Raw genomic sequence first — 13,006 nt, forward strand, 5'->3', positions numbered from 1 at the left:
GCAGTCATCTCAGGCGCGGCCGGTGAGGTAGTCACGGGCCCACTCGGATGTCGCCAGCAACCCACCGAACGTGTAGAAGTGCAGTTTGACATCGCCCGAGGCGGGGTTCTCTGCGAGCGCTGCGGCGAGGTCGGTCACGAAGCGGTCGGGGCCCGCCGTTCCCATGAGGTTGGTGAGCGAGAAACCGTACTTCTTGACGATCAGCGCGTTCGCCCCGACGCCGAACCGGCGGGCGAACGAGATGAGGCGCTTGATGCCGGCGGGGCCGGGGGTGCCGATGCGGATCTCGGAGGAGATCCCCCGACGACGCACCTCGTCGACCCACGCCGTGACGGGGTCGGTGTCGAAGGCGAACTGGGTGAGGATCACAGCATCCAGACCCCGCTCCTGAAGCGCCCGGTACTTGTCCTCCAGATGACGCCAGAGCACGTCTTCGGGGATGTCGGGGTGGCCCTCGGGATAGCCGGCGATCGAGACGTCGTTGGTGCCGTACTTCTCGAAGAGGCCGCTCTGGATCAAGGAGAGTGCGTCGGGGTACGGACCCTCGGGCTCGGCAGGATCGCCGCCGACCGCGAAGACGTGCTCGCTCGCGCCGACCTGCTGCAGGCGGTCGAGGTACTCCGCGAGCTGCGCTTCGGAGGCGAGCCGGCGGGCGGAGATGTGCGGGACGGGCACGAAGCCCATGTCCTTGACCGCCTTGGCCGCGGCGACGCGCATCTCGAGATCCTCGTTGCCGAGGAAGGTGACGTTGATCTTGGTGCCGGCGGGGATGGCGCTGCGCGCCTCTTCCAAACCGGGGATGTCCTTGCCGGTCATCTCCAGCGAGAAGCCTTCGACAAGACGGGTGGATGCTGCGTCGGCAGCCGGGTGCGATGACTGTGCCACTGATCGAGGTCCTTTCCACTCTCAGGGGGAGTGCGCTTCACTGCGACTCCGATCTGCACGTTACCTACGTTGATAGGTAATGGCAAGAGGTATCCACCCTGAGGATCCCCACGAGAGGGCGAGGCAACAGAAGCACAACGCCCGTCTCGCAATCAACGTTCCGGTGACGATCGTCACGAAATGCTTGACATGGCTCCGGTGATGGCAGACGATGACGGAGTCAGCACGAAGCGGTGCCGACCTGTGCCGGACCTGTCGGATGGCGTGGGGACCCCGCTCGCGTCGGCGTCCCACTCACCCGTACTGAGAGGCCTTTCAATGAAGAAGACCCTTGCCGCGTTCGGCCTCGTCGCCGTCGCAGCCCTCGCCCTCGCCGGTTGCAGCGATTCTGCGGCCACGCCGGCATCCACCACGTCCGCGTCGTCCGACGGCGGCGCCGGCGGTGAGATGCGCGATGTGCGCGTCGCCGCCCTCCCGATCGCGGAGTCGGGTGCCCTCTGGGCCGCCATCGACGCCGGCATCTTCGAAGAGCACGGCCTCAACGTCGAGGTGGTTCCCGCTCAGGGCGGCGCCCAGGCCATCCCCGCCCTCCTCAGCGGCGACATCGACTTCGCCATCGGGCAGCCGATGGGTCCGATCCGCGCCAGCCTGCAGGACCTCGGCGTCGTGATCTTCAGCAACTACGCCTCGAGCCTGCCCGAGGGCACCGACGTCAACTCCGTCGTCGCGCTCGCCGACTCGGGCATCTCCAGCCCCGCCGACCTCGCGGGCAAGCGCGTCTCGGTCAACAGCATCGGCGCGGCGGGCGACCTCACCATCCGCAAGGCCGTCGACGACGCCGGCGGCGACTCCTCCACGATCGAGTTCATCGAGGTCGGCTTCCCCGACGTGCAGGCACAGCTCGAGGCGGGCAACATCGACGCCGGCTGGGTGCCCGACCCGTTCCGCGGCCTGATCGTCAGCGGCGGCGGCGTCGACGTCATCTCGCCCTACCAGGCGACCATCCCCGGCCTCACGGTGCTGACGAACTTCACGACCGCCGAGAAGATGGAGTCCGACCCCGACCTCGTCACCGATTACGCGGCCGCGATGGCCGAGGCGCTCGACTGGGCGACGGACAACGAGGATGCCGTGCGTGCGGCGATCGTCACGAACCTCGAGATCCCCGAGGCCGCGGCTGCCGCGATCACGCTTCCGAACTTCACGTCGGATCTGTCGGATGCGGGTATCGAAGACCTCGGCGCCCTCGCGGTGGAGTACGCCTACATCGACGCTGAGCCGGATTACAGCACCTTGATCCAGCAGCAGTGATCACACCGGGGGCGCCGACCCGTCGGCGTCCCCGGCCCTCCCCTCCCGGAAGGCGTCTCATGACCCTCGCCCCACCCGCGCCGGTGCACACCTCGACCGTCGTCGTGCCGCGCACCCGCCGACGCTCCCTGCGTTCCCTGCGCAAGGCCGCGCTCGGAACGCTCGGGATCATCGGCTTCCTGCTCGTCTGGCAGCTCGTCGCGCTGGCGGGGCTGGTCAATCCGACCCAGCTGCCCTCGGCCCTGGACACGTTCGCGCAGCTGGGGAAGATGGCCACCGACCTGGAGTTCTGGCGCAACGTCGGACGCACCATGACCGCCTGGGCGATCGGTCTCACGATCGCCGCCGTCCTGGGCATCGCCCTCGGCGCCCTCGTGGGGATGATCCCTTTCCTGCGCAAGTCCACGCACACCGTGGTCGAGTTCCTGCGCCCGATCCCGTCGGTCGCGCTCATCCCGCTCGCGATCCTGACCTACGGCATCCAGATCCAGGCCGCCCTCGTCATCATCGTGTTCGCCTGCTTCTGGCAGGTCTTCGTGCAGGTGCTCTACGGCGTGGCAGACATCGACACGGTGGCCCGTGACACGGCCCGGAGCTTCGGTCTTCCGCGTTCCGCGCAACTGCGCAGCCTCGTGCTCCCCACGGCGTTGCCCTACATCATGACGGGGTTGCGTCTCGCGGCATCCGTCGCCCTGATCCTGGCGATCACCGCGGAGATGACGATCCAGAACCCCGGTCTCGGCCGCACGATCGTGCAGGCCTACAACGTGGGCAACATCACGACCGTCTACGCGATCGTGATCGTCACGGGGGTGCTCGGCCTCATCATCAACCTCGGCTTCCGCCTCTTCGAGCGGCGAGCTCTCGCGTGGCACCAATCGGTGCGCGGGGAGGACGTGCTGTGACCCTCTACACGAGCACCGTGCGCACCGCCCCGCCCCGGCGGGCGGTCTGGCCGGGTGTCGCCCGCAGCGTCGGTTTCGCGGTCGGCCTGCCGATCCTGCTGCTGATCCTCTGGGGGATCTGGGGCACCGTCGCGCCGGCGAAGTTCTTCCCCGGTCCCCTGAAGATCCTCGACGCGTTCGGGGAGACATGGATCGGCCCGGCGTTCCTGACCGACGTCGTGCCGAGTGTGGCCCGTCTCGCCCTCGCGATCGTGCTGGCCGTCGTGCTCGGTATCGCCGCGGGAACCGTGATCGGCCTCACCCGCTGGCTGCGAGAACTGCTCGAGCCGCTGCTGGAGTTCTTCCGCGCGATCCCCCCTCCCGTGCTCATCCCGGTGTTCGTCGCCCTGCTCGGGGTGACCGACACCATGAAGATCGTGGTGATCGTCTTCGGTTCGGTGTGGCCCGTGCTGCTGAACACCGTCGAGGGCGTGCGCGGCACCGACGCGGTCATGACCGAGACGGCGCGGTCGTTCTCGCTCACCCGGTCGCAGCGCCTGTTCAGCCTGGTCCTGCCCGCGGCGAGCCCGCGCATCATGGCGGGCGTTCGTCAGACCCTCTCGGTCGCGCTCATCATGATGGTGATCTCGGAGATGTTCTACTCCTCCTCGGGCCTCGGCTATCAGATCGCGTTCTTCCAGCGGAACTACCTCATCGCCGAGATGTGGAGCGGCATCGTGCTGCTCGGCCTCATCGGTGTGCTGCTGGCTGTCGTCTTCACTCTCGTCGAGCGCCGAGTCCTGCGCTGGTACCACGGAATCAAGGAGGTGGAGCGTGCCTGACACACTCCTGCAGGTCGAGCACCTGAAGAAGGTCTACGAATCGTCCACCGGTTCGGTCGAGGCGATCGGCGACATCGACTTCTCGATGAACCGCGGCGAACTCGTCTGCATCGTCGGGCCCTCCGGATGCGGCAAGACCACGCTGCTGAAGTGCATCGCCGGCCTGTTGAGCCCGACCGAGGGCCGGGTGCTGCTCGACGGCACGAAGGTGACCGGACCGCCGCCGAACATGGCGCTCGTCTTCCAGGAGTACGGGCGCAGCCTGTTCCCCTGGCTGACCGTGCGGGGCAACGTCGAACTCCCCCTCAAGCACAAGAAGCTCAGCGCCACCGAACGCAACCGGCTCATCGACGACGCCCTCGTCGCGGTCGGACTCGACCACGCCGCCAAGAGCTACCCGTGGCAGCTGTCGGGCGGCATGCAGCAGCGGGTGGCGATCGCGCGCGCCGTGGCCTACGAGCCCGAGGTGCTGATCATGGACGAGCCGTTCGCCGCGGTCGACGCGCAGACGCGCGCCGACCTGGAAGACCTCGTGCGGCGCCTGCACCTCGATCGCGGGATGTCGATCCTGTTCGTCACGCACGACATCGACGAGTCGGTCTACCTCGGCGAACGGGTCGTCGTGCTCTCGAAGTCTCCGACGTGGGTGCAGGAGGATCTCCCGATCGATCTCGCCCCCGAGCGCGATCAGATCACGACCCGCGCGCTGCCGCGCTTCACCGAGCTGCGCACCCACGTGTACGAGCAGATCCAGCGCGCCAAGCGCGGCGAGGCCGTACGGCCGGTCTCCTGACGTGACGACGATCACGCAGACGCGTGCGCGCGACGCCGACCCGACGCCCACGCGCAACCCCCGTCAGCTCCTGCTGGCGCTCCTCGGGGAACAACTGGACTTCGGGGTGCGCGGCCCGCTCCGCGCCGGGGTGTACCTCGACGTGCTCGAGGGCGCCGGTGTCGCCGGACCCACCGCCCGGGCGACGCTGGACCGCATGGTCCTCCGGGGCTTCCTCACGCGTGCCCGGGTCGGCCGCGGTGTGGAGTACGGACTGACCGATCACGGCCGCGAGGTGCTGCGCGAAGCATCCGATCGCGTGCACTCCGAGCATCCGTTCTCGCCCCAGGGACTCGGATGGACGCTCGTCACCTTCTCGGTGCCCGAGGGGCAGCGCACCTTGCGTCACCGCCTGCGCGCCGCGCTGACGTGGGAGGGTTTCGCGCCGGTCCGCGACGGGCTGTGGGTCGCGCCCGGGGAGGTCGACCTCGCCGGTGCGCTCGAGCCGCTGCGGGACGAACTTCCCGAATCCAGCGTCGTCGCGTTCCGGGCCCGCGACCTGCCCGAGTTCCCGCTGACGGGGTCGGTGCGCAGCGCGTGGGACCTCGCCGCGCTCCGCGGCGAGCACGAGCGGTTCCTCGACGCGTGGGCCGAGCCTCCCGCGGCCTCGGGGTCGGCGATGTCGACCCTCACGCTGCTCGTGTCCGATTGGCTCGCTCTGCTGCGCGCCGACCCGCGCCTGCCCGAGCCGTTCCTCGACGAGGACTGGCCGGCGGCGCGATCGATCGCGGTGTACCGCGCACGGCGCGCGGAGTTGCTCCCGGATGCTGTGACGGCATTCGCGGACCTCGCCAGGCGCTGAGCGCCGCCTCCCTCAGCGCCGGCCGAAGCGCGCGCGCAGGTCGGGCTTGCGCACCTTTCCCGAGGCGGTGCGGGGCAGCTCTTCCACGACCACGACGTTCTTCGGCAGCTTGTAGCGGGCCAGTACTCCGTCGAGTTCGGCGCGCACCGACTCGGTCGTGACCTCGGTGCCGTCGCGCACCGTCACCACGGCCCAGGGCACCTCGCCCCACCGCTCGTCGGGGACGCCGATCACCGCGACCCCGGAGATCCCCTGGATGTCGCTGATCAGGTTCTCGACCTCGGCGGGATAGATGTTCTCCCCGCCCGAGATGATCATGTCCTTCAGGCGATCGGCGATGTAGAGGTACCCGTCGGGATCGAGGTAGCCCAGATCGCCCGAGCGGAACCACCCGTCGTCGGTGAAGGCCGCCGCGGTCGCCTCGGGCAGGCCGTGGTAGCCGAGGAACACGTTCGGACCGGAGATCTCGATCTCGCCGACCGTGCCGCGCGGCACCATCCGGCCGTTCTCGTCCGCGATGCGCACGTCGGTGAAGAAATGCGGCAGACCGACGCTGCCCTGTTTCTCGCGGGTCATCGTCGGCGGGAGCGAGGTGGCGCCCGGAGAGGTCTCGGTCATGCCGTAGCCCTGGGAGAACGAGAGTCCGCGCTGTTCGAAGGCGTTCAGGATGCGGGTGGGCACAGCTGAGCCGCCGCACGTCAGCTTGTGCAGGCTCGAAACGTCGGTGGTGGCCCAGTCGGGGTGGTCGGCCAGCAGCTGGTACGTGGTGGGCACCCCGCTCAGCATCGTGACGTGGTGGGCCTGGATGAGCGCGAGCGCACGGCCGGCGTCGAAGCCCCGCTCCAGCACGATCGTCGCGCCCTTCATGAGCACGGGGAGCGCCCCCATCCCGAGGGAGGCGACGTGGAAGAGCGGCGAGATCATCAGCGCGACATCGCTCGAGACGACGTCGTAGTCGACGATGCAGTTCATCGCGCACCACGTGAGGTTGCCGTGCGAGAGCACGGCGCCCTTCGCTCGTCCGGTGGTCCCCGAGGTGTAGATGATCGCCGCCGGATCGTCGAGGGAGACGGCCGTGTCGATGTGACCGCCCGCGGCGCCCTCCGCCAGGCGGCTGAGCCCGGGGATGCCGCTGACGCCCTCACCCGTGAGAATCACGTGAGCGATGCGCGCCGCCTCGACGCCTCCGGCTGCCCGCTCGGCGAACTCGATGTCCTGGATCAGGATGCGCGCGTTCGCGTCGGTGAGCACGTGCGCGATCTCGGGCGGCGCGAGCCGGGTGTTCACGGGCACGAAGACCGCGCCCAGCTGCGCGGTCGCGAACAGCACCTGCAGGAACTCGGGGCTGTTCTCCCCGAGGTAGGCGACGCGGTCGCCCTTCTGGATGCCGCGTGCGGCGAAGAGACCCGCGATGCGGTCGGCCGCATCGGCGAGCTGGCGGTAGGTGAGCACGCCGCCGTCGAAGATGACCGCCGGTTTGTCCGGGGTCTTGCGGCGGCGGGCGGCCATCCAGGAGCCGAGTCCGTGGTTGTGCATCGGGGCTTCCTCTTCGTCGAGGTGCTGCGGGGGGTGTTCAGGTCAGGCGTAGAAGCGGTACAGCCCGCGCGCGACCACGGCGGGCTTCGTGGCGCCGTCGATCTCGATCGTCTGGTCGACGGCGAACTGGTAGCCGCCGGCGATCTCGGTCACCTCGGCGATCACGGCGCCGCCGCGGATCTTCGCGCCCACCTTCACCGGTGAGACGAAGCGCACCTTGTCGAGGCCGTAGTTCACCCGCGTGGTGACGTCGGTCAGATCGAACAGTTCCGACCAGAACTTCACCGTGAGCGAGAGCGAGAGGAAGCCGTGCGCGACCGCTGCGCCGAAGGGGCCGTCCTTCGCCCGCTCGGGGTCGACGTGGATCCACTGGTGATCGTCGGTGGCGTCGGCGAAGAGGTCGACCCGCTCCTGGGTGACCTCGATCCAATCGGTCCAGCCCAGGTCGGTGCCGGCGAGGCCGGGGGCATCCGCGTACGCGACGGTGGTGGTCATGAGTGCTCCTTGCGGGGTGTGGCGGGAGGGGGTCAGGTCAAGCCGAGCAGGCGAGCGGCGTTACCGAGCAGGATGCCGGGCATCACAGCCGGCTTCAGATCGATCTGCTCGACGTCGCGCAGCCAGCGGTCGGGGGTGAGCAGGGGGAAGTCGGAGCCGAACAGCACGCGGGTCTTGAGGAACGAGTTCGCGGCGCGCACCAGCTGCGGGGGGAAGTACTTCGGGCTCCACCCTGAGAGGTCGATCCAGGTGTTGTGCTTGTGGGTGGCCACCGAGATCGCCTCGTCCTGCCAGGGCACCGAGGGGTGGGCCATCACGATCTGCAGATCGGGGAAGTCGGCGGCGACAGCATCCAGCAGCATCGGATTCGATAAGGCGAGGCGGAAGCCCCGACCCCCGCGCATGCCCGCGCCGATGCCGGTCTGCCCGGTATGGAACAGCGCGACGACGCCCGCGTCCTGCAGCGTCTCGTACAGCGGGTACCAGGCCTCGTCGCTCGGGTCGAAGCCCTGCACGGTGGGGTGGAACTTGAACCCGCGCACCCCGTGGTCCTCGATCAGGCGTCGGGCGCGCTGCACCGCATCCTCGCCCCGCCGCGGGTCGACCGAACCGAACGGGATGAGCACGTCGTTGTTGCGCGCGGCGCCGTCGGCGATGTCCTCGCTCGACAGGGGAGGGTGACCCAGCGCGGTCTCGGCATCGACGGTGAACACCACGGCGGCCATCTCGCGCTCGCGGTAGTACCGCGCGATGGCGTCGATGTCGGGGCGTTCGAGGTCGGCGCTGAAATACGCCGACGCCGCCTCAGCGAGGTCGGGAGGAAGAGAGGAGTGACCGTGCGCGTCGACCTCGACGTGCACGTGCATGTCGATCGCGCGGATCGCGGTGAGGTCGATCGCTGGTTCGTAGCGGGACATCGATGCTCCGTTGCACGAGGGAAGAAGGGGATGCTGCGGTCGCCGCGCGCTCGGTCGTCAGGGCCGCGGGCGCTGCAGGTCTTCGGGAAGGGCGGGGAAGCGCTCTCCCACCGACTGCTGGTGCTCGCCGATGAGCGCGGGGAACTCCGCCGTGAGGGCGTCGACACTCCACCCGCCGTCGCGGTAGGCGGTGACGACGGGTTCGGGGTGCGACCAGAGCTGCAGGCGGTCGCCGCCCACCCCGATCGCCTGACCGGTGACGCCGGCCGCGTCGTCGGAGGCGAGGTAGGCGATGAGGCCCGAGACGTCGTCCGAGGTTCCGAAGCCGAGGTCGTGGCGGTAGAACGCGGGCATCGGCTGTCCCTCGGCGTCCGCCTCGACGGCGGCCGCGAAGTACGGCACGGTCGCGGTCATGGCGGTGGCGGCGACGGGGATGACGACGTTCGCGGTGATCCCGGCCTTCTTGAGCTCGAGGGCCCAGGTGCGCACCATCCCGACGATGCCCGCTTTCGCGGCGGCGTAGTTGGTCTGGCCGAAGTTGCCCCGCTGGCCGGTCGGCGAACCGATGCAGATGATGCGGCCGGGGATCTGCTGTTCGCGCATGTAGGTCGCGGCTTCGCGCACGCAGGTGAAGGTTCCCCGCAGGTGCACCCCGATCACGGTGTCGAAATCGTCGTCGCTCATCTTCCAGAGCACGGTGTCGCGCAGGACGCCCGCGTTGGTGACGAGGATGTCGAGTCGGCCGAAGGTGTCGACCGCGGTGGCGACCAGCTGCTTCGCCGTCTCGCTCGAGCCGACCGGGGCGACGACGGCCACGGCCTTACCGCCGGCGGCTTCGATGCTGGCGACGGCCTCGGCCGCGGTGGCCGCGTCGACGTCGTTGACGACGACCGCGGCGCCCTGGCGGGCCAGTTCTTGGGCGTACGCCAGTCCCAGGCCACGGCCCGATCCGGTGACGATGGCGACTTTGCCGTCCAGGGACATGTGGAGCTCCTTCGTTGGTCCTCCTATTGAACCGCCTCTTCGTTGAAAAAGTCAATTATTGATGTGCGCACGATTTGCTACGCTTCCGACATGACTCCGGGCGACACCCCTTTCGCCGACAGGCTCGAATCGGTCTCGCTCGCCGCCGACTCGAGCTTCCTGCTCGCGCGGGCGAACGCGCTCTCCCTCGCCGTCGGCAACACCGCCCTCGCGCCCCACGGTCTCAGCGCGCGATCCTTCGCCGTGCTCGCGCTCGCCGCCGACGACCTCCGCCCGACACAGCGCGAACTGGCCGCCTTCCTGCGGCTCGATCCCAGTCAGGTCGTCGCCCTCGTCGACACCCTGCAGGGCCGTGGGCTGGTGCAGCGCCGTCCCGACCCGACCGATCGCCGCGCGAACGTCGTCGTGGCGACCGACGAGGGACGGATGCTGCACGCCACCGCGGCCGTTTCAGTGCGCACCGCCGAAGAGGAGCTGCACTCCGGTCTCGACCCGGCGGAGCGCGACCAACTGGCCACGCTGCTCCGGCGCATCGCCTTCCTCGACTGACCCGCCTCGCGCCCCGAATTCTCGAGGCGCGGGCCGGGTCAGGCCCGCGTGAGCACGAAGCGGTCTCGACCGACCGCGATCCCGACCCCGACCTGCGCGAGGGCGACGGCCAAGAGCACGAGGAGGGACAGCATCCACTGTCCGTCGAGGCCGTGGAGGGCGCCGAACGTCGGCGGTCCGAGGGCGGCGAAGAGGTAGCCGACCGACTGCGACATCCCCGACAGCGCCGAGGAGGCCGCGTGGTCGCGGGCGCGCTGCGCCATGAGGGTCAGCGACATGTTGAGGGAGGCTCCGGCGGCGAGTCCCGCGCACAGTGCCCAGCCGGTCAGCGCGTCGGGTGCGAGGAGCAGCCCCAGCACGCCGATGATTCCCGCGACGGGGAGGGCTGCGGGCACCCACCGTCGCGCCCGGCCGCGGAGGAGCAGAGGAACGACGAGCGAGCCGACGACCGTCATGATCTGGAAGAGCATCACGTCGAAGCCGGCCGCCACCGCCGAGCGTCCGTGCGACGTGGCGAACGGGGCGAGCCAGGTGACGAGCATGTAGAAGAACGCCGACTGCAACCCCATGTAGGCCGCGACCAACCAGGCCACCGGGTCGCGCCAGATCCCCGTGCCGCGCAGCCGTGTCGCGGCGCTGACCTTCGGCCGCGGCGGCGTCGGAGCCTGCCCGTGGCGTCGGCGCGCGTCGGCCATCGCCCAGCTCCACAGCGCGATCGCGATGGGCAACAGCGCGGCCGTGCTCGCCAGGGCGATGCGCCACCCGTCCGCCCCGCCGCCCGCAGCGATCGAGATCGGCACGACGACGCCGGATGCCACGGCGCCGACGCCGCCCAGGAGTGCCGTGTACACGCCCATCATCAGGGGCACCCTGCCGGGGAAGTCGCGCTTGATCACGGCGGGCATGAGTACGTTCGCGACCGCGAGGGCGGCGCCGATGAGAATCGTGCCCAGCCACAGGTTCGCGCTGACGCCCGGCCACGACCGCCACGCGGTTCCCGCGCCCAGCACGATGAGTGAGATCAGCACCACGCGCGACATGCCGAAGCGGGTCGAGAGCGCGTGGGTCGCGGGGGAGACGATGCCCCACGTGATCAGCGGCACCGAGGCGAGCGCGCCGAGCGCGGCGGTGCTGGTGCCCAGGTCGTCGGCGATCTGATCCAGCAGCGGACCGACGCCCGTGATCGTCGTGCGCATGTTCGCCGCGATCACGCAGACGGCGGCCACGAGCAGCGCCACGCCGAGGCCGCGGCGCGGGGGAGAGGCGACCGTCGTCTGCCGCCCGTCCCCCGCGCCGTCGATCATGCCGGTGTTCAGTGGGCCATGCTCGCCAGGGCCTCGGGATCGATCGTGGCGATCGAGCGCGAGTCCTGGAAGGCACGGACGCCTTCGATTCCCTGCTCGCGCCCGAAGCCCGACTGCTTCAGACCCCCGAACGGCGCGCGCAGGTCGAGGCGCGTGGCGCCGTGGTCGTTGATCCAGACGTAGCCGCACACGAGCTGACTGCCCACGCGGTGGGCAGCCTCGGGGTCGGCGGTCCATACCGAACCGCCTAGGCCCGCCCAGGTGTCGTTCGCGAGGCGCACCGCTTCGTCCTCGGTGTCGAAGGGGATCAGCGGGATGACCGGACCGAACTGCTCCTCGGTCACGACGCGCAGCCCCAGCGGGGGATCGACCACGATCGCGGGGCGCAGGAAGTTGCCGCCGGCGAGGTCGCCGCCCGGCAGCTGGCCGAACTCGCGCACGTCGGCTCCGGCCTCCTTCGCCTCGCCGATGATCTGCTCCACGAACGCCTTCTGGGCGGGCTGGTGCAGCGGGCCCATCGTGGTGCCCTCGTCGAGGCCATAACCGAGCACGACCTTCTCGAGGCGCGCCGACAGCCCAGCGATGACCTCGTCGAGCCGCGAGCGGTGCACGTAGACGCGCTTGGCGTTCATGCAGATCTGCCCGGTCGTGTCGTAGATCGCGGCGTAGAGGCGGTCGAGGTGGGTGTCGTCGATGATCGCGTCCTCGAGGAAGACCGCCGCGTCGTTGCCGCCGAGTTCGAGCGTCACCCGGGTGAGCGAGCGCGATGCCATCTCCATCATCCGCTTGCCGCCGCCCACCGAACCGGTGAAGCAGACCTTGGCCACGTCGGGGTTCTGGATGAGCCCGGTCATGTTCTCGTCGGGCCCGGTGATCACGTTCAGCACGCCGGCGGGCAGCTTCTCGGCGATGCGCTGCACCACGCGCGTCGTCGCCAGCGGCGCCGAGGGCGGCGGCTTGACGATCGCGGTGTTTCCGGCGAGCAGGGCGTGGGGCAGGGCTGCGCCCAGGATCGCGATGGGCCAGTTGAACGGCACGATGAGCGTCACGACGCCGAGCGACTGGTAGGCCACCTCGGTCGACACCGGGATCGCGCCGGGGACGACCGGAAGGGTCTTGGTGGCGTCGACCTCGTCGGCGAGCAGGAGAGCGAGGTTCCACCGCAGCTCGAACACGAGCGCATCGACCCAGGCCTCGAAACGCACCTTGCCGTTCTCCTGCGAGAGGATCGCAGCATCCTCGTCCCGCTCGTCGGCGATGCCCTGGATGGCCTCCGCCATGAGCCGCCCGCGCTCGGTGCCGCTCAGCGCCGACCACGCGGGATAGGCCGCCTTCGCTGCGGCGACCGCGTCGGCGACGTCTTCGGTCGACGCGGCCGCGGCCTCGCCGACGATCACGCCGGGTTTGGCCGGGTCGGCGATGGAGAGCGTGTTCTCGGTGAACCGCTCCTCCCCGCCGATGTATAGACCTGTCCGCGCTCCGGCGGCGGTCAGAACGTCTTCAGTCATGTGACGAACACCTCTCTGTGAGTCAGTCTTTCGGGCGCGGTGGCCCGCTTACCGTCAGGGACGGGATCGCGGGGGAGCACCGCTCGGCCGGTTCGGGAGAAGTCGGCCGTCTGTGATGAGTCTGCGTGGTGGGCGCCGCGCCCACAAGCTCTGGTGT

The 13,006-nt window shown here is 69.7% G+C and carries 13 protein-coding genes; 6 read left to right on the plus strand and 7 right to left on the minus strand.

What is annotated here, in order from left to right:
- Window positions 1-9 precede the first annotated feature (9 nt).
- Complete coding sequence (locus tag ACFXP5_RS11040; RefSeq protein WP_394528684.1) at window positions 10-816, minus strand: methylenetetrahydrofolate reductase; 807 nt, start codon at window positions 814-816, stop codon at window positions 10-12.
- A gap of 387 nt (window positions 817-1,203) precedes the next feature.
- On the opposite strand from ACFXP5_RS11040, the gene ACFXP5_RS11045 reads away from it, so the two are divergent.
- Genes ACFXP5_RS11045 through ACFXP5_RS11065 form a run of 5 tightly spaced genes read left to right on the plus strand, consistent with a single transcriptional unit; the run spans window position 1,204 to window position 5,556 of the window.
- Window positions 1,204-2,196: an ABC transporter substrate-binding protein gene (locus ACFXP5_RS11045; protein WP_394528563.1), complete on the plus strand. Its 993-nt coding sequence runs from the start codon at window positions 1,204-1,206 to the stop codon at window positions 2,194-2,196.
- Between the two features lie 59 nt (window positions 2,197-2,255).
- Window positions 2,256-3,101 carry an ABC transporter permease gene (locus ACFXP5_RS11050; protein WP_394528562.1) on the plus strand — a complete coding sequence of 282 codons (846 nt, stop codon included), beginning with the start codon at window positions 2,256-2,258 and terminating at the stop codon, window positions 3,099-3,101.
- Window positions 3,098-3,922, plus strand: a complete 825-nt coding sequence (locus ACFXP5_RS11055; protein ID WP_394528561.1) for an ABC transporter permease — start codon at window positions 3,098-3,100, stop codon at window positions 3,920-3,922. Before ACFXP5_RS11050 ends, ACFXP5_RS11055 begins: the two co-directional genes overlap by 4 nt.
- Window positions 3,915-4,715 carry an ABC transporter ATP-binding protein gene (locus ACFXP5_RS11060; RefSeq protein WP_394528560.1) on the plus strand — a complete coding sequence of 267 codons (801 nt, stop codon included), beginning with the start codon at window positions 3,915-3,917 and terminating at the stop codon, window positions 4,713-4,715. Before ACFXP5_RS11055 ends, ACFXP5_RS11060 begins: the two co-directional genes overlap by 8 nt.
- Window position 4,716: 1 nt before the next feature.
- A complete protein-coding gene (locus tag ACFXP5_RS11065; protein ID WP_394528559.1) occupies window positions 4,717-5,556 on the plus strand; it encodes a PaaX family transcriptional regulator in 840 nt (279 codons plus the stop codon).
- A gap of 12 nt (window positions 5,557-5,568) precedes the next feature.
- Here ACFXP5_RS11065 and menE read toward each other — a convergent pair whose 3' ends face one another.
- The 4 genes from menE to ACFXP5_RS11085 are packed head-to-tail and all read right to left on the minus strand — an operon-like array spanning window position 5,569 to window position 9,488.
- Window positions 5,569-7,092, minus strand: coding sequence for an o-succinylbenzoate--CoA ligase (gene menE, locus ACFXP5_RS11070; RefSeq protein WP_394544644.1), 1,524 nt, complete (start codon window positions 7,090-7,092; stop codon window positions 5,569-5,571).
- A gap of 42 nt (window positions 7,093-7,134) precedes the next feature.
- Window positions 7,135-7,587 (minus strand): MaoC family dehydratase, encoded by a 453-nt coding sequence (locus ACFXP5_RS11075; protein WP_394544645.1) that lies wholly within the window; start codon window positions 7,585-7,587, stop codon window positions 7,135-7,137.
- A gap of 32 nt (window positions 7,588-7,619) precedes the next feature.
- Window positions 7,620-8,504, minus strand: a complete 885-nt coding sequence (locus ACFXP5_RS11080) for an amidohydrolase family protein (protein WP_394544646.1) — start codon at window positions 8,502-8,504, stop codon at window positions 7,620-7,622.
- Between the two features lie 57 nt (window positions 8,505-8,561).
- Entirely contained in the window at window positions 8,562-9,488 is a 927-nt protein-coding gene (locus ACFXP5_RS11085) for an SDR family NAD(P)-dependent oxidoreductase (protein WP_394528555.1), read from the minus strand.
- A gap of 90 nt (window positions 9,489-9,578) precedes the next feature.
- Here ACFXP5_RS11085 and ACFXP5_RS11090 point away from each other — a divergent pair, with 90 nt between their 5' ends.
- Window positions 9,579-10,037 (plus strand): MarR family winged helix-turn-helix transcriptional regulator, encoded by a 459-nt coding sequence (locus ACFXP5_RS11090; protein ID WP_394528554.1) that lies wholly within the window; start codon window positions 9,579-9,581, stop codon window positions 10,035-10,037.
- A 38-nt stretch (window positions 10,038-10,075) separates the two neighbouring features.
- Here ACFXP5_RS11090 and ACFXP5_RS11095 read toward each other — a convergent pair whose 3' ends face one another.
- Together ACFXP5_RS11095 and ACFXP5_RS11100 are read right to left on the minus strand one after the other, a co-directional pair.
- Window positions 10,076-11,341 (minus strand): MFS transporter, encoded by a 1,266-nt coding sequence (locus ACFXP5_RS11095; RefSeq protein ID WP_394544647.1) that lies wholly within the window; start codon window positions 11,339-11,341, stop codon window positions 10,076-10,078.
- Between the two features lie 8 nt (window positions 11,342-11,349).
- Entirely contained in the window at window positions 11,350-12,849 is a 1,500-nt protein-coding gene (locus ACFXP5_RS11100) for an aldehyde dehydrogenase family protein (protein ID WP_394528552.1), read from the minus strand.
- Between the last annotated feature and the right edge of the window lie 157 nt (window positions 12,850-13,006).

Source organism: Microbacterium hanjuni (genome assembly GCF_043556395.1).
Lineage (GTDB): Bacteria > Actinomycetota > Actinomycetes > Actinomycetales > Microbacteriaceae > Microbacterium.

What these genes read in the sequence shown, in the direction of transcription:
- ACFXP5_RS11040 (WP_394528684.1), bottom strand. Translation starts at nt 816, where the DNA reads ATGACCGGCAAGGACATCCCCGGTTTGGAAGAGGCGCGCAGCGCCATC.
- ACFXP5_RS11045 (WP_394528563.1), top strand. Translation starts at nt 1,204, where the DNA reads ATGAAGAAGACCCTTGCCGCGTTCGGCCTCGTCGCCGTCGCAGCCCTC.
- ACFXP5_RS11050 (WP_394528562.1), top strand. Translation starts at nt 2,256, where the DNA reads ATGACCCTCGCCCCACCCGCGCCGGTGCACACCTCGACCGTCGTCGTG.
- menE (WP_394544644.1), bottom strand. Translation starts at nt 7,092, where the DNA reads ATGCACAACCACGGACTCGGCTCCTGGATGGCCGCCCGCCGCCGCAAG.
- ACFXP5_RS11075 (WP_394544645.1), bottom strand. Translation starts at nt 7,587, where the DNA reads ATGACCACCACCGTCGCGTACGCGGATGCCCCCGGCCTCGCCGGCACC.
- ACFXP5_RS11080 (WP_394544646.1), bottom strand. Translation starts at nt 8,504, where the DNA reads ATGTCCCGCTACGAACCAGCGATCGACCTCACCGCGATCCGCGCGATC.
- ACFXP5_RS11085 (WP_394528555.1), bottom strand. Translation starts at nt 9,488, where the DNA reads ATGTCCCTGGACGGCAAAGTCGCCATCGTCACCGGATCGGGCCGTGGC.
- ACFXP5_RS11090 (WP_394528554.1), top strand. Translation starts at nt 9,579, where the DNA reads ATGACTCCGGGCGACACCCCTTTCGCCGACAGGCTCGAATCGGTCTCG.
- ACFXP5_RS11095 (WP_394544647.1), bottom strand. Translation starts at nt 11,341, where the DNA reads ATGATCGACGGCGCGGGGGACGGGCGGCAGACGACGGTCGCCTCTCCC.
- ACFXP5_RS11100 (WP_394528552.1), bottom strand. Translation starts at nt 12,849, where the DNA reads ATGACTGAAGACGTTCTGACCGCCGCCGGAGCGCGGACAGGTCTATAC.